The organism is Shewanella sp. P1-14-1, assembly GCF_001401775.1.
Lineage (GTDB): Bacteria > Pseudomonadota > Gammaproteobacteria > Enterobacterales > Shewanellaceae > Shewanella > Shewanella japonica.
The window spans coordinates 1-16,437 of record NZ_LKTL01000016.1; the positions used below are offsets into that span (position 1 = coordinate 1).

Sequence of the window (16,437 nt, forward strand, 5' to 3'; positions counted from 1 at the left end):
CATCTTGCGGTGCTGCAATATCAGCGGTGTAAAGATCAGGATAAAGATCATAACGCTCTTTTGAATACACGATAGTGTCAGCATTTTTACTTTTTGCTAGCACTTTCACTTTCGCATCGGTTTCCATCAAGGTTGTTAACCCAGGCACACCTACAACGGCACTGTATAAGCTATCCGCTTTGGTTTTTTCGTTGTAACCATGCACCAATACCGTTTGATGCTGTGCTATCGTTGCTGGGACATTCTTGTCTTCATACAACCCTTCAATTCTCATTTGCGTACTGGTTTTACGCCCCTCACCGGCCGTCAGCATAAAGCCATCGAATGATGCACTGCTAAATTGCCAAGCATCATACTTGTCGTAAGCAATAATACCTGAACCATCAGCTAACCAAGGGCCAAAGCCATAACTCGGTGCATTACCTGGGTAGTCATGATCTTCATTGGCAAAGCTCACGCTAATGTCTTTAGAGATGGTATGCCTTCTTACTCCTGCAATGTCATAGAGAAAGAGCTGACCTTGCTGATAATAAGCCACAAATCTCGCATTAGGTGATAGCGTCGGCATTTCATTCGTTGGGTGCTGGGTTAAAAGCTGCTGCTTTCGGCCTGTATTTAAGTCCACTAAATACACATCTTGATAAAAACCAGCCCAAGTGATCATTTTTTGATAAGGCACATCTGATGTGGCCAATAGATATCGTTTTTGCTCACCATATTGCACATTTGGTACATCTTTATCTGCTAGTTGCACAATACGGTTGGCATTGACGTGAAGAACAGCTAAGTAAGTACGTTGTAATTCTTTACTGTATTGTTTGACTTCATGGGGCTTAATTTTAGGATCATCCCCGTGCCATACTTTCAGGTTTCGTAAGCCGGTTACGACTTCAGTATCAAACAAATCAGCTTGCTGTTTTATTTCAGGTAAAGAAACCACTTTATCAACCTGTGGTACTCGACCTACAAATAACCGCAAACTATCTTCTGAGAAGAAGATTTTTGAATATTGATTAAGTGTCCATTCATCCGTTGTAGGCGTTGGCTTAACCTGGCTATTTTTCAAATCAATAATAGATAACTGATACTCACGTTCATCTCGCTTAACGGCGGCATCACCACTGGTAAACGCAAGCCATAATCCGTCGTCAGATACGCTTAACTCTCCAAATTGTTGAGTTTGGCTTTGGTGTAGTTGGTTTAAGGTATTATTGATTAAATTAACTTTTTTAATGGTGTGGCGCTGATTATTGATATCGTTGCTCGCAACAACAAAGTTTTTACCGACTCTGTCAAAAGCAAACTGTGTCACATGCTCAAACTCATGAGCATTATTATCAGCTAGATGAATAAGTTTGATTTTACTGCCAGTGTCTTTCTCATCAACTTTGGCTTTATCGTCTTTATCCGCCTCCTTATCAGCCTCTTCGGATTCTTCAGCTTCAAACCATATCGCGACAAACTCACCATTAGGGCTAAATTCTGCGTGTTTTACCTTTTCAAACTGCTGTTGTTCTCCAGTGCTGGTATTTAACAATACCAAACCACTATGAAGCTCAGACTTTTTGAGGGTCTCTGCAGATAATAAACTCGGCTCAATTTTCGCTATTGCAAAAGACCCTTGGCTATTAAGCTGAAGTGCCGAACCACCATCAATAACGTACTGTTTTTGAGTCGCGGCAATATTCACTAAGGCGCGACTGTCGCCTCGATCAGGCATCGCTTCAACCGCAATAACACGACCATTATCAGAAATAACAGGCTGTTGCAGGGTTTCAAAATGCATGATGTCATTTAAGCTTAACGTTTTTGGCTGCTGCGCAGCGTTTACTGCAACGGACGCGGCGAGTAACGTCAGTGGGAGAAATGTATGTAACTTCAAAGTCATCCTCGTGAGTTATTATTATCGAGCAATTAAACAAATGGATCTTTATTCAATCAAGCGCTTTGACACATACGCAATGAATACGAGCTAACATTTAATCGACTTGAGTGATGTTGAGGTAAACCATCCAGCTATTTACTGGTGCATTTTTAACCTGTTAGACCAAAGTCGTCTGTAAAAATATTCTTATCTACCTAAGCTACTCAGGTAAAATCATTGCCGCGCCAACCTTTTTGCAACATGTAAAGTGTATTTATGACGCTAATTGAATCTTAAATTTACGCTATTGTGAATATATTAAAGCAATCAGCTGAGGATTAACTTAAAAAATACAAAAAATATGTGATTAAACTCACTAAATCCTGTAAAAAAAATTCTAAATTCGTTAAAATGCGGCGCATTAAAACGTTAGTAAATCGTTCTGTTACAAGCTTGTTAACGTGAACAGAGAAATGCAGTAACTACTAGGTGGAAGGACTATCCATGCCAAAACGTACTATAACCGTAATCCCAGGTGACGGGATTGGACCAAGCATTATCGATTCCGCTTTAAAGATTCTCGACAAAGCTGGTTGCGACTTTGAATATGAATTTGCAGACGCCGGTTTAGCCGCTTTAGAAAAACAAGGTGAATTAGTACCTCAGCGTACCTTAGACCTTATTGAAAAAAACCGTATCACTCTTAAAGGTCCATTAACCACTCCAGTGGGTGAAGGCTTTACTTCTATCAATGTTAGCTTGCGTAAAAAGTTCAGTTTATACGCAAACGTACGTCCAGTGCTTTCGTTTAAAGGTACTCAAGCACGTTACGACAATATTGATATCATCACCGTTCGTGAAAACACCGAAGGTATGTACTCTGGTTTAGGCCAAAAAGTATCTGAAGATGGTGCTACTGCAGAAGCAACTAGTATCATTACTCGCCAAGGTGCTGAACAAATTACCACTTTCGCTTATGAGCTTGCTCGTAAAGAAAACCGTAAAAAAGTAACGATTGTTCACAAAGCAAACATCATGAAGTCGACTTCAGGTTTATTCTTGAAAGTGGCTCGTGAAGTAAGCCAGCGTTACCCTGATATCGAAACAGAAGAAATGATTGTTGATGCAACATGTATGAAGTTGGTCATGAATCCAGAAAATTTCGATGTATTGGTAACAACTAACTTATTCGGTGACATTTTATCTGACTTATGTGCAGGTTTAGTGGGCGGTTTAGGTATGGCACCAGGTGCTAACATCGGTAGCGACGCTGCGATTTTTGAAGCCGTACATGGCAGTGCACCTGATATTGCGGGTAAAAACTTAGCAAACCCAACTTCAGTTATTCTTGCATCTATCCAAATGCTTGAGTATCTAGGTATGGCTGATAAAGCTGAAATGATCCGCAGTGCAGTATCTGCAGTGATCGAAGAAGGCGACCGTACGACTCGCGATTTAGGTGGTACACACGGTACGACTGACTTCACTCAAGCCGTTATTGACCGTTTAGGCTAATCTTTGCATTATTAAGCTAAATTGATAATAAAAAGCCCTTAGTGAGATTCACTAAGGGCTTTTTTATAGCTGAAACAATAAACATCACAAAACAATGCCAATATCGCTTCAAGGATTAATTAAAGTTCCATGGTGTATTTGGTTTAACCCATAAATGCACTGTCACTTCATCACGGTCATGATAAAGATGCTTACATTGGATTTTAAAATCTTCGATTTCGTTTTCTTTTAAAATCTCAGCCATGGTATCGAGGATTTGTCTCACCTCTTTATAACGGCTTTTCATTGGTAGCTTAAGGTTAAAAATAGCTTCTTTAAACCAACCATTTATCGCCCATGCTTCCATAAGCTCTGCAACCCGTGAAGGCTTCTCAACCATGTCACACACCAACCAATAGATGTTCTTTCGCGGTGGCTCAAAACGGAAACCATCAGCACGGTAGTGACGAACCTGACCTGTATCCATCAACTTTTGATCCATAGGACCATTATCAACAGCGGCGACAAACATACCGCGGCGAACGAGCTGATAGGTCCAACCGCCAGGACATGCCCCTAAATCAACAGAATGAAGACCTGAGCGACAACGCTGTTCTTGTTCTTCTTTTGTTAAGAAGTGCCCAAATGCTTCGTCTAATTTCAAACTTGACCGGCTAGGTGCATCAGCCGCCATTTTAAGACGTGGGATCCCCATAAAATGAGGCGAGCTATTATTAGTTAGTGAGTAACCAACGTACGCTTGACCTGGCCCAACAAAACAAACGTGAATAATGGGTCTTTTGTCATTTTCTTGAGCAAGCAATGAGCCTGACTTTTTCAAACCTTGCCTTAGTGGCACGGTAAACTTACGACAAAAACCCGATAATTCCTTCGCTTCATTAGTATCCGGCGTTTCAACACGTAACTCTCCCGCTTTTGACACTTCCGCTAAAGCTGCAACAATTGGAGAGACACGGTCTGATTCAGGCAAATCTTTTAGTAAATCATTTGCCGCAAACATTTGTCGCGCGAACACCAAAGAGTTGAGCTCAATTCTTTTTGCTAGTTGTTCACCACCATCTTCTTCAAAGCTTTGGAAAATAACATAAGCATCATTGGTATTGGTTTTTACAAAACCACCAATATTCAATTCAGCTGCACGCTGTTGAATTTCTGCTGCGCAATCTTTCTCATAGCCTGCACGGCAGAATAAAAATAGGTTTTTCATGATGAACCTTTGGTGTCGATAACGAGACTGTACGTTCCATTAGAATAATGACGTCAGTGCTTGTGATTAAAAATAGTTTGCTGGGCTGCATTATACGCAAAATTCATAATTCTGTGTGAAATGAAACGAGAAATACAGAAACTAAAAAAGCAGCTAAAACGATGTTTCAGCTGCTTTTAATAAACTCATATGGCTTTTCAGTAGGTTAACTCATTAATCTTTCTGATACTTAGCAATGGCAACTGCAAATAATATCCAACCGATTAACATGCATCCACCACCCATTGGAGTTATTGGTCCGATCCACTTAGCCCCAGTAAAGGCATAAAGATACAATGAACCAGAAAACAGTAAGATGCCGATAAAAAACAGATACCCAGCCCAATCAAGTAACTTTGACGAGATCCAATGGCCTGCAAACGCAACAGCGATAATCGCAAAGGTATGATAAAAGTGATAATCAACGCCTAAATTAAAAATGGCAATTAACTCTGGTGAGGCAATATTTTTTAATCCGTGTGCACCAAATGCGCCAAGCGCAACGGCTAAAAAACCATTTAGCGCTGCTAAAAGTAGTAAACCTTTTTTCATCATGATTGCCTTTAAATGATCAATTTATATGTGCATTAATGAAATGCTGACATTGTTGAATACAAGTTTGCAGATTAGCCTCTAATGTGGTCCCTGACGACTTCCGTGGTTTAAAACTATGATCGCCATCCTTAATCCACTGTATTTCAATCGACTTGTTTAAAGGCCATTGCGGGAGTTCTTCTTTACCGCCAAATTTGTCCCGCTCTCCTTGCATAACTAATAACGGTACAGTGCAATCATTGACTGGTGCTAACCTAGGTTCTCCACCTTTTAATGGAACAAAAGGATAACCAAGGCAAATCACGCCTTTGATCAATTTAGCGAACTCAGAAAATTCAGGTACAAGTTCGACCTTCGCCATTTCACCTAACTCTGGCGTCATCAATGTGGCCGACATTCTGCCCCCCATAGATTTCCCCATCAAAATGATATTCTCAACCGCTAAGGTTTGCTGTTTATTTTGCGCTAGTACTTGCTGCAATACTTGTTGAAAATGATTGAGTAGTTTTGGCGCCCTATCTGGAGGTCTGCGTTTGCCATCTTGCATGTTGGCTTGCATATACAAAAAGTTAAAACGTAACACTTGAACGCCAGTTTGGCTCAGTCCAGTTGCCACAGCCTCCATAAACTCATGATGCATATTAGCGCCAGCACCATGAGCAAAAACCACTAAGGTTTTGCTCTGCTCACCTTGTAAAATATATTCTATTGCTTGACCATTGATTTCACTAGAGCACAACTTATCTGTCATTGATTGGGGTTCACTTATTGATGAATAATTGTTGAATGGTAAGTTGAGGCCTCTTAGCAACACTTTGCTTTAAACGCCTCATAGTTTCGTGCAGCTTAAGCACAGCAAGTAATAAATCACTTCTAGAAAGTAACGACTTATTTATCTAACCAGCTAATAGCTCACTGCGTGACTCTTCAGCAAACATATCTACCATCCATTCTCTGAAAGCTGCCACTTTTCCGAGCTCTGAGTGGCTCTGCTGACACACAAGGTAATAAGCGTCTTTACTGACTAATACTTCCGAGAACGGACACACAAGTCGACCGGCTTTAATATCAGGCCTTGCCAATACGCTATACCCCAATGCCACACCTTGACCATGAGCCGCAGCTTGCAATACTAATGATGAATGGCTGAAGATAGGACCAGAATTAACATTAATTTCACTAATCCCGCATTGTCTAAACCAAGCCTGCCAATCTTGACGACTCGAGTCGTGTAATAAGGTGTGATTTTTTAAATCGCTGGGTTTTTCAAGAGGCTTAGGACCGCTCAATAACAGCGGTGAACAAACAGGAATTAACACTTCATTACGAAGTTTATCTGCACGTAGCCCAGGCCAATTACCTTGACCATAATAAATAGCGACATCGACATCATCAGTCAATGAGTCGACCTCGCTATCTACAGCTTTAATTCGCACATCAATGTCTGGGTTTTTCTCACTAAACTTTGCAAGTCTTGGCACAAGCCATTGAATTGCAAAGCTTGGTGACATGCTTACCGTTAACGAACCAATCGCGCTTCTGGCTAATAGCCTATCGGTAGATTCGCCTAATTGGATAAAAATATCTTTGATATCGAGGAAGTAGCTTTGACCTTCTTCAGTCAATAATAGCGAGCGATTTTTGCGTCGAAATAGTTTTAAGCCCAAAAAATCTTCCAGTGCTTTTATCTGGTGACTGACTGCTGCTTGCGTGACAAATAGCTCTTCTGCCGCTCGAGTAAAACTTAAGTGCCTCGCAGCAGCCTCGAATGCTTTGACTGCATTCAAAGGTGGCAATCTTCTCGACATAGTGATCAATCTCTCGTTTTTTAATTAGTTTTTCTAATGATTATCGTTATTTTTTGTCGTTTGTAAAGAACACTGTGTTCGTTTAAATTATAACCATTGAAATTTAGTGAGTTGGACAATCTCTACCAGGTAATAAGGGAGTGTCCGACAGTGTGATTTGTCACCTCGGAGGCGACCCTTTATGTTTAACTTAACAACGTTAGCAACAGCTGCTTTACTCTCTTCATGTGCATTTATGGCTACAGCAAATGATACCACAATTGATATCAGCGACCTTCAAGCATCAATTAATGCTGAACTTGAGCAAAGCATGAATGAAATGCAAAACAACATCGATGTTAACGTGAAAAACACGCTAACCGAAGAGAAAGAAGACAAAGCGACAATCAAAACGGCTGAAACACGTATTGCTGATTAATTTACTGTAAAAACCGTTTCAAAAAAACCGCATTAACCATTTTATTGGTAATGCGGTTTTTTTATATTCAATATTCACAGCTATTTCAGGTAAAAAAATAGCCACTAGAATTAATCTAATGGCTATTTAGCATTAACATAGTTTATCCGAATAATTCGAATCGACGAATCAATTAAGGACGGTAAACCTTAACGTTAGTGTAGCCTTGCTCAGTTAAATACAGAGCTTGTAATTTACTCATCACACCACGATCGCAATACAATAGGTAAGTTTTTTCTTTACTTAAGTCTGCAAATTGAGTGGCTAGTTTGAAGAAAGGGATCTTCAATATTTCTGTATCATCTATTTTTAGCGGATTTTGCTCTTCTTCATCTTGAGCACGAATATCAATAACCACTTCGTCGTTATCGATTGCAGCGACTGTTTCAGTTTCACTTACCGTTGTTTCGACCTTTTCTGCAATTTGCTTGATATCAATCACGACAGCGTCATTAACGACTCTATCGACAAGATCTTCTGAAAACTTCAATTCTTCAGCTTCAATTTTAGATAAAATGGCTTTCACTGTTGGTTTCTGTGAAATCACACCACAATATTCAGGAATAGCTTTAGCAAAATCTTCAGTGCCAATTTTACGGCTTTCATTAATGATATCTTGCTTATCCATGGTGATCAGTGGACGCAGAATCAATAAATCGGTGCAACGGTCGATTACATTGAGGTTAGTCAAGGTTTGACTTGAAACTTGACCGAGACTTTCACCTGTAACTAGTGCTTGAATACCGTACTTCTCTGCAATTTTAGTGGCCGCACGCATCATCACACGCTTTAAAATAACGCCCATTTGACCATTGTCGATTTTCTCAAGGATCTCTTCTACAACAGGCTCAAAAGGCACTGTGATAAAGCGAACTTTATGAGATTCTCCATACTTTTGCCATAAGTGGTAAGCAACTTGTTTAACGCCAATCTCATGTTGAGCGCCACCTAAGTTAAAGAAACAGTAATGTGTACGTGCGCCCTTTTTGATAAACTGATAGCTAGAAACACCAGAATCAAAACCACCCGAAATAAGTGATAACACATCTTCTTGAGTGGCCATAGGGAAGCCACCTAGACCTTCAATACGACGTACAACCATGTATAGCTTTTCATGATCAATCTCAAGATTCACTGTCATATCAGGATTTTTTAACTTCACGCCAACAGCGTCAGTGTGCTGGTTTAAACCACCACCGACATAACGTTCGACTTCAATTGAATTGAAATCATGTTTACCTGTTCGCTTAACACGTACACAGAAGGTTTTACCTGCTAGTTCATCTTTATATACAGGCAAAACTTGCTGGTAAATGTCATCAATTGACTCAAATGAGTATTCATCAACTTGAATCACATGAGCAATACCAGGGATACATTCTAATCTAGCTGAAATCGCATCAATTCTTGCTTGTTCATCGCTCGCTACATGGATCATGATACGATCCCATTGGCGTTGCACTTTTACATCATCATCAACTTTTTTAAGTACATTGCGAATGTTTGTTTCAAGGATTTTAGTAAAACGCATTCTCACTGTTTTACTTTTCATCATGATTTCTGGGTATAGCTTTACGATAAACTTCATTGGATTTCCGCGGGCTTCTGTTTCGGTATTACCTTACTAGCAAACTAAACCAATGATATAAAACAAAAATATATCAAAATTTAATATGTAAAAAGGCTTAAAAATGATGGCTAGAAAAGCAACCAGCCATTAAAGGCGGGATTATAACAAAAATTGTCTATTTACCAAACACAATAAATCACCAGATTTGAGCGCAGGCTTATTGATTTATCAGGCTTCAGGCCAATAAAAAAGCCGCAGTAATAACAGAATTAATCTGATACTAAAACGGCTTGATAACTCACCATAAAAACAATAATCAAAACAACAAACTTAACAAAAACGCCACTGATGATAATCCAACCATAGGTTATTATTAAGCCATTGTATGTCGCTAAAAACTTTGGTTAAAAAACTATGGTACAAAAAACCTATGGCGCAAAATCTATGGCGACATAACCTCAATTTCATCTGACTCTTTAGCTTTACCTTGCTCAATGGCAATTTCCACTCGACGATTACGACTGCGATTTTGGTTAGAGTCATTGGGTACTAACGGGGCATTTGATGCCATACCAACCACTTGCATTCTCGCTTCATCAAACCCTTTCACTTTTGCTAGCTCATGGGCGACAGCAACAGCACGTTTACTAGACAAGTCCCAGTTAGAGCTATAAAGCTCATTACTAATATGCATTCCGTCTGTATGCCCCGAAACCGTGACAATACCAGGGACATCTTTTAATAACTCACCAATTGAACGAACCACAGGCTTAAAACGAGGTTGTAGAAAACCAGATCCCGAAGCAAAGGAGCCTTTTTCACGAATTCGAATAATAATTTGCTGACCTAATGATTCAATTTCTATGGCACCATCAACAATCTCTTCATTGAGTTTTTCAGCCATTTTCTTAACTTGATCGTTAATATTCTCTTGTTCTGATGAAGCTTGAGATTGCTGAGCTTGAGCTTGTTGCTGCGCAGTAGCAGAAGAATTGCCGCCTCGGTTTTCACCTTGTTGCTTTTGAACGCCGCCAGCACTGGCATCCTCACCTGCTTGATACTCAATCGTTTGTTGAGTCATCTCGTTGGTTTGCTGGTTAATAATTTCGATCGGGGTAGGATCGGGCTTGCCTGGGCGAAACTCCAGCGCAATCACAGAGGTACCTTTGGGAATATCTTTCACTTCGACTTTATTTTGCACCCCGAAGGCGTATTTCATTGAACCGGCAATTTGCTTGAACTTCATCACATCCATTTCGGAAAAAGCCAATAACAGTACAAAGAAACACATTAGCAGCGACATTAAATCAGCAAATGTCGCTAGCCATAAAGGGGCGCCAGGTGGCGGACAATTACACTTGGCTTTTTTGGCCATGAGTTACTCTCCGTCCGTGGTATCGATTTGACGTTGTTTTTCAGCTAAGTAGTTTTTCAAAAATCCTTCAATTACACGTGGATTCTGACCATCTTGAATCGCTAATACAGCATCCATGATTAAATTACGATTGAGGAGTTCTTCACTCATTCTTAACTGCAATTTATCCGCGATTGGAATAGCAATCATGTTGGCAATGATTGCACCGTAAAGTGTGGTTAATAATGCCACAGCCATCGATGGTCCAATAGATTTCGGGTCATCCATATTTGATAACATGGCAACCAAACCAATCAAGGTACCGATCATCCCCATTGCAGGTGCTACATCACCTAAAGATTTAAAAATGCCGATACCGGTTTTATGACGTTCTTCGGTCAAGGCTATGTCTTTTTCTAAGGCTTCTCGTACGACATCGCCATCGTGACCATCAACCAGCATATCAACTGCTTTTTGCATAAAACTGTTGGTGATTTGCGCTTCTTCTAAAGCTAAGAAACCACCTTTACGAGCGGCATCTGCCATATTGACTGATTGCTCGATGAGATCTTCTGGCTTGTCAATTTTGAACATAAAAGCTTTAGCACCAATTTTAACAGCGCCAAGAAACTGCTTTAAATTGTACTTCATCATGACCACAAACAATGAACCGATAAATACGATCATAATCGACGGCACATCAACAAAGATGGAAATACCACCACTGCTGACCATTGACCCAATAATAAATGCAAATGCGCCTATCAAACCGATTAGGGTTGCTAAATCCACAATGTCTCCTTGATTGCAGTCTTAAAATGCTGCCTTAGCTGATAAATCACTACCAACGCAGCACTTATCTTTTCAGTATCAATGTAACACCCTGTGCAACAGGGATAATAGTTCAAATATCAAAAAACACTGAAAAAACAGCATTCGATTATAAAATAACGGCCAGTGCTAAAAAATTCATCAATTATTAGGTCACTATTTACAAGTGGGCCATCAATTAAATGAATGCGAATGAAGGAAACTGGCTTTCGTTATAGTTATCGGTCAAACTTAGCCCAAGTTTAGAGATTTTTTACTAATTGTATAAATTTTCAGTCTTAAAGCGTGCTATTGAGCAAATAAACAACGACTGAATTTGACCCTTAGGTCGCCCTGATATACCTTGTCATCCGCAAATCAGAAGGAATCATAATTGTGGCTAAAAAACCTGAGAATCTAAGTTTTGAAGAATCGTTATCGGAGCTTGAAAACATCGTCGCAGATCTTGAGCAAGGTGAAGTCACACTAGACAATGCCCTCAAACAATTCGAGCGCGGAATTAAGCTTGTACGTCAAAGCCAATCTAAGCTTGAACAAGCCCAACAAAAAGTATCTATCCTACTTGATGAAGATGATACGAATCTGACCCCATTTACCGTTGAAGGCGAATAAGCGTGTTAGACCAAGCTATTGAAAAATATCAACAACGTGTCAATCGAGTTCTTGAAGCAAAACTAAATGAACTTGATGACAATGCTCCCCAATTAAAAGCTGCGATGATTCATGGTGCTTTACTTGGCGGCAAGCGTATTCGTCCATTTATGGTATACAGTATCGGTGAAATGCTTGGTGCTGATAGTCGCATACTCGATAATGCCGCAGCGGCCATTGAATGCGTCCATGCTTACTCATTAATCCATGACGATTTACCCGCTATGGATGATGATGCGCTTCGCCGTGGCCAACCAACGGTACATATTGCTTTTGATGAAGCAACGGCGATATTAGCAGGTGATGCACTACAAACACTGGCATTTGAGCTCATTTGTCAGCCAGTCGAAGGGATCAATCCACAGCAACAATTGGCAATGGTAACGGCACTAGCTAAAGCCTCAGGCTATAGTGGTATGTGTGGCGGACAAGCAATTGATCTGAGTTCGACAGATACACGTATTAATATTGAAAAGCTGACCCAATTACATAACAAAAAAACTGGTGCGTTAATAAGTTGCGCCGCAGAATTAGCGTTAATTGCCGCTAATGCCTCTGACACAGAGCAGCAAATCATCAGAGAATTCGCCGAAAATATTGGTTTAGCTTTTCAAGTTCAAGATGACATTTTAGATATCACTGCCAGCACCGAAGAGCTTGGTAAACCACAAGGCAGTGACGAAGAAGCCAACAAAAGCACTTTTCCGAGCTTACTTGGACTTGACGGTGCTAATGAATGCGCCGAAAAACTAATTAACGATGCACTTTCAGCGCTGGCTAAATTGACCTACAATAGCCAGTTAATTGCAGACTTCGCCCGCTATATCATTGCGCGAAGATTATAAAAGAGACAGTTTATCTCATTATGAGTTTCGATAATTCTCAATTTCCAGTGTTAGCACAAGCTAATACGCCTGAAGATTTAAAAAAGCTACCGCAAGGTATGCTGCCACAGCTGTCTGATGAGTTAAGACAATTCTTACTAAAATCAGTAAGTAATTCCAGTGGCCATTTTGCATCAGGCTTAGGCACAGTCGAATTGACCGTGGCGCTTCATTACGTCTATAACACGCCATTCGATCGTTTAGTTTGGGACGTTGGTCATCAAGCTTACCCGCACAAAATTTTAACTGGTCGTCGTGAACAAATGCATACTATTCGTCAAAAGAATGGTTTGCACCCGTTCCCATGGCGTGAAGAAAGTGAATACGATACGTTCAGTGTTGGTCACTCTGGCACGTCAGTTAGTGCTGCTTTAGCGATGGCAGTTGCAGCTGAAAAAGAACAAAAAGATCGTAAAGTTGTTGCCGTTATTGGTGATGGTGCTATGACAGGCGGCATGGTGTTTGAAGCCATGAACCACGCCGGTGATTTACACAATGACATGTTAGTTGTGCTAAATGACAACGAGATGTCAATTTCTGAAAACGTCGGAGCACTCAACAACCACCTGGCACAATTAATGTCGGGCCGCTTTTACACCACGATCCGTGAAGGCAGTAAAAAAGTCCTCAAAGGTATGCCGGTCATTAAAGAAATGGCAAAGCGCACCGAAGAGCATCTTAAAGGCATGGTTGTGCCTGGAACACTATTCGAAGAACTTGGATTCAACTACATCGGCCCTATCGATGGTCATGATGTAGATTCGTTAGTCGAAACATTGCGCAATATGCGTGACCTTAAAGGTCCACAAATTCTTCATATCATGACCAAGAAAGGTCGTGGTTATGAACCTGCAGAAAAAGATCCTATCGGCTGGCATGCGGTCCCTAAATTTGATCACACTCAATTTAGAAAGCCTAAAGCGAAACCAAGCTCACCAACCTTCTCGCAAGTGTTTGGTAAATGGTTATGCGATGTTGCCAAAGAAGATGAGAAGCTTTTAGCGATTACGCCTGCAATGCGTGAAGGTTCAGGAATGGTTGAGTTTTCGCAAAAATTCCCTAAACAGTACTTTGATGCCGCCATTGCAGAACAACATGCTGTCACCCTCGGGGCTGGTTTTGCGTGTGAAGGGTTCAATGCGGTTGTGGCAATTTACTCAACCTTCTTACAACGTGGCTACGATCAAATCATTCATGACGTCGCCTTACAAAAACTGCCAGTACTATTTGCCATAGACCGCGGTGGTATTGTGGGTGCCGATGGTCCTACACACCAAGGTGCATTTGACTTAAGTTTTTTACGTTGCGTACCTAATATGGTCATAATGGCACCATCTGACGAAGATGAGTGCCGCCAAATGCTTTATACAGGTTATTGCTATAAAGACGGTCCTACCGCGGTTCGATACCCTCGTGGGAGTGCTACTGGCATTGAGCAAACTGAAGTTATGACTGCTCTGCCAATTGGTAAAGGCTTGATAAAACGTCAAGGCAAACGAATTGCCATTGTTAATTTTGGTACGACATTGGCCGCAGGTTTAGAAGCTGGCGAAGCACTTGACGCTACCGTTGCTGATATGCGCTTTGTTAAGCCACTCGATGAAGCTTTACTGGCTGAATTGGCCACTAGCCATGATGTGATCGTGACATTAGAAGAAAACGCCATTATGGGCGGTGCTGGTAGCGGTGTTATTGAAGCGTTGCAAAAAATGAAAATCATTAAGCCTGTTTTACAAATTGGTTTACCTGATGAATTCATTAAGCACGGCGCACCCGATGAGATAATTAAAGAATTAAAACTCGATGGTGAAGGTGTACTCGCTCAAATCAATGCCTATTTAGATTAACTTACTTCTTGTTTGATTGCCTCGTCTGTTAAACGGTTGAAGCGAGTATTTTATTTAAATGGCGATAAAGAGACATAAAAAAGGACTGCAATTGCAGTCCTTTTTTTATGATACTTAATCGCTGTTTTAATGCTTGAATAGTCTCTTCGTGTGAGCCTATTCGTTTGAGTATCTGCGCTTTAGTCTCTGCACTTAAGTATCTATGCTTGAGTATCTATGCTTGAGTATCTACGCTTGGGCCACCTTGAGAAACCATAACCATAGCTGGACGGAGTAAGCGTGAATTTAAGGTATAACCCTTCTGCATAACCAACATGACAGTGTCTTTTGGATATTCTGCGCTAGGTTGCATACCAATTGCTTGGTGATGTTCTGGGTTAAATGCTTCGCCGATTGGGTTAACTTGTACCACTCCGAATTTCTCTACTGAACCTAAGAAACCTTTCATGGTTAATTCAACACCTTCAACGATAGCTTTAGTCGCTTCATCTTCAGGATTAACACCTGTTAACGCACGCTCCATGTTGTCCAACACAGGTAGCAGTTCGTTTACAAACTTCTCTAAAGCGAATGCACGTGCTTTTTCAACATCTTTAGCCGCACGAGTACGGATATTTGCTGTTTCTGCTGCCGCACGAATTTCTACATCTTTACGTTCAGCTAATGCTGCTTCAGATGCCGCAAGATGTTGTTCTAACTCTTCAATTCTAAGGTTAGCTTGAGTTAACTCATCAACTTCTTGTGTTGCTTCAGTTTCAACTTCTGTTTCGATTTCAGTGGTTTCAGCTGCATCAATAACGTCTTGATCTGCTTTATTTGACTCGTTGCTCATTTTCACTCCAGCTAAAAATGCTTTGTTTCTGATTACTATGGGCATATTATGGGGATCAATTTCTTTGTTTCAAGCCTTTGAGCAAATCAAATACTAATATGACCAAAAAGTTCCAAACAATTGGCCTAATCGGCAAACCACACCACAAGGGTACAAACCTTACTCTGAAGCGTTTGCATCATTGGTTGTCGATGCAAGGTTTCGATATTTTAGCCGAAGAACGTGTCGCCTCAGAACTGAAAGTCGACATTGAATCGGTTGATTTAACAGAATTAGGTGAGCGTTGCGATTTAGCCATTGTGGTAGGCGGCGACGGAAATATGCTTGGAGCTGCCAGAGTATTAGCTAGGTTTGATATTGCAGTGATTGGTGTAAACCGTGGCAACTTAGGTTTTTTAACTGATTTACCTCCAGATAACTTCGAAGCGTCGTTGTCGAAGGTGTTAGACGGACAATATGACACTGAGTACCGTTTTTTGCTTGAGGCAGAAGTCCATCGCCATGGCATGCTCAAATCAAGTAATACCGCTGTCAATGAGGCCGTATTGCATCCAGGTAAAGTGGCGCACATGATCCAGTTTGAGGTCTATATTGATGATCAATTCATGTATAGTCAGCGGGCTGACGGCATGATTGTCTCAACGCCTACAGGCTCGACCGCGTACTCATTATCTGCTGGCGGCTCAATTCTCACCCCTAACCTGCAAGCATTAATTTTAGTGCCAATGTTTCCACACACCTTATCTTGTCGCCCTATTGTTGTGGATGCAAGCAGTACAATTAAGTTAGTCGTCTCGCCCGATAATGGCGAAAACCTTGAAGTAAGTTGTGATGGGCATGTGCATTTATCTGTACTGCCTGGTGATGAGATTTTAATAAGCCGCAGTGAAGACAGGCTTAGAATGATTCACCCTAAGGGGCATAATTACTTTAATGTGTTAAGAGCTAAATTGGGCTGGGGCAGTAAGTTATTTTAAGGTGCTGAAATATTGATGCGCGCAGAAGGCGCATCAATATTCCCCT

At 40.8% G+C, this 16,437-nt stretch carries 14 protein-coding genes and 1 pseudogene; 6 read left to right on the forward strand and 9 right to left on the reverse strand.

What is annotated here, in order from left to right; genetic code table 11:
* Nucleotides 1-1,882 (reverse strand): annotated as a pseudogene (locus tag AN944_RS12560) (DPP IV N-terminal domain-containing protein); the annotation flags it as partial.
* A gap of 486 nt (nt 1,883-2,368) precedes the next feature.
* On the opposite strand from AN944_RS12560, the gene AN944_RS12565 reads away from it, so the two are divergent.
* The gene (locus AN944_RS12565; RefSeq protein WP_055024975.1) at nt 2,369-3,379 is read left to right on the forward strand and encodes an isocitrate dehydrogenase; all 1,011 of its coding nucleotides are present in this window, start codon (nt 2,369-2,371) and stop codon (nt 3,377-3,379) included.
* Nucleotides 3,380-3,494: 115 nt separating this feature from the next.
* Here AN944_RS12565 and rlmM read toward each other — a convergent pair whose 3' ends face one another.
* The 4 genes from rlmM to AN944_RS12585 all read right to left on the reverse strand — a co-directional run bounded on the left by rlmM (nt 3,495) and on the right by AN944_RS12585 (nt 6,988).
* Entirely contained in the window at nt 3,495-4,586 is a 1,092-nt protein-coding gene (gene rlmM, locus AN944_RS12570) for a 23S rRNA (cytidine(2498)-2'-O)-methyltransferase RlmM (protein WP_055024976.1), read from the reverse strand.
* 213 nt (nt 4,587-4,799) lie between these two features.
* Nucleotides 4,800-5,177, reverse strand: a complete 378-nt coding sequence (locus AN944_RS12575; RefSeq protein ID WP_055024977.1) for a DUF423 domain-containing protein — start codon at nt 5,175-5,177, stop codon at nt 4,800-4,802.
* 19 nt (nt 5,178-5,196) lie between these two features.
* A complete protein-coding gene (locus AN944_RS12580) occupies nt 5,197-5,931 on the reverse strand; it encodes an alpha/beta family hydrolase (protein WP_055024978.1) in 735 nt (244 codons plus the stop codon).
* Between the two features lie 145 nt (nt 5,932-6,076).
* Nucleotides 6,077-6,988: a transcriptional regulator GcvA gene (locus AN944_RS12585; protein WP_055024979.1), complete on the reverse strand. Its 912-nt coding sequence runs from the start codon at nt 6,986-6,988 to the stop codon at nt 6,077-6,079.
* A 181-nt stretch (nt 6,989-7,169) separates the two neighbouring features.
* Here AN944_RS12585 and AN944_RS12590 point away from each other — a divergent pair, with 181 nt between their 5' ends.
* Nucleotides 7,170-7,406: a hypothetical protein gene (locus AN944_RS12590; RefSeq protein ID WP_055024980.1), complete on the forward strand. Its 237-nt coding sequence runs from the start codon at nt 7,170-7,172 to the stop codon at nt 7,404-7,406.
* Nucleotides 7,407-7,578: 172 nt separating this feature from the next.
* Here AN944_RS12590 and thiI read toward each other — a convergent pair whose 3' ends face one another.
* The 3 genes from thiI to pomA form a co-directional block, all read right to left on the reverse strand.
* Nucleotides 7,579-9,033 carry a tRNA uracil 4-sulfurtransferase ThiI gene (gene thiI, locus AN944_RS12595; RefSeq protein ID WP_055024981.1) on the reverse strand — a complete coding sequence of 485 codons (1,455 nt, stop codon included), beginning with the start codon at nt 9,031-9,033 and terminating at the stop codon, nt 7,579-7,581.
* 424 nt (nt 9,034-9,457) lie between these two features.
* Entirely contained in the window at nt 9,458-10,390 is a 933-nt protein-coding gene (locus AN944_RS12600; RefSeq protein WP_055024982.1) for a flagellar motor protein MotB, read from the reverse strand.
* Between the two features lie 3 nt (nt 10,391-10,393).
* Nucleotides 10,394-11,161: a flagellar motor protein PomA gene (pomA, locus tag AN944_RS12605; protein ID WP_055024983.1), complete on the reverse strand. Its 768-nt coding sequence runs from the start codon at nt 11,159-11,161 to the stop codon at nt 10,394-10,396.
* A gap of 414 nt (nt 11,162-11,575) precedes the next feature.
* Between pomA and xseB the strand changes: the two genes are divergently transcribed.
* From xseB to dxs, 3 genes are read left to right on the forward strand one after another with little or no spacing between them, the layout of a single operon-like run.
* Complete coding sequence (xseB, locus tag AN944_RS12610) at nt 11,576-11,812, forward strand: exodeoxyribonuclease VII small subunit (protein ID WP_055024984.1); 237 nt, start codon at nt 11,576-11,578, stop codon at nt 11,810-11,812.
* A gap of 2 nt (nt 11,813-11,814) precedes the next feature.
* Entirely contained in the window at nt 11,815-12,696 is an 882-nt protein-coding gene (gene ispA / locus AN944_RS12615; RefSeq protein ID WP_055024985.1) for a (2E,6E)-farnesyl diphosphate synthase, read from the forward strand.
* Between the two features lie 20 nt (nt 12,697-12,716).
* Nucleotides 12,717-14,582 carry a 1-deoxy-D-xylulose-5-phosphate synthase gene (gene dxs / locus AN944_RS12620; RefSeq protein ID WP_055024986.1) on the forward strand — a complete coding sequence of 622 codons (1,866 nt, stop codon included), beginning with the start codon at nt 12,717-12,719 and terminating at the stop codon, nt 14,580-14,582.
* 214 nt (nt 14,583-14,796) lie between these two features.
* Here the strand turns inward: dxs and grpE are convergent, their stop codons facing one another.
* Nucleotides 14,797-15,414 carry a nucleotide exchange factor GrpE gene (gene grpE / locus AN944_RS12625; protein ID WP_055024987.1) on the reverse strand — a complete coding sequence of 206 codons (618 nt, stop codon included), beginning with the start codon at nt 15,412-15,414 and terminating at the stop codon, nt 14,797-14,799.
* 98 nt (nt 15,415-15,512) lie between these two features.
* On the opposite strand from grpE, the gene nadK reads away from it, so the two are divergent.
* On the forward strand, nt 15,513-16,391 hold the full coding sequence (gene nadK, locus AN944_RS12630; RefSeq protein ID WP_055024988.1) for an NAD(+) kinase: 879 nt from the start codon (nt 15,513-15,515) through the stop codon (nt 16,389-16,391).
* Nucleotides 16,392-16,437: the final 46 nt, after the last annotated feature.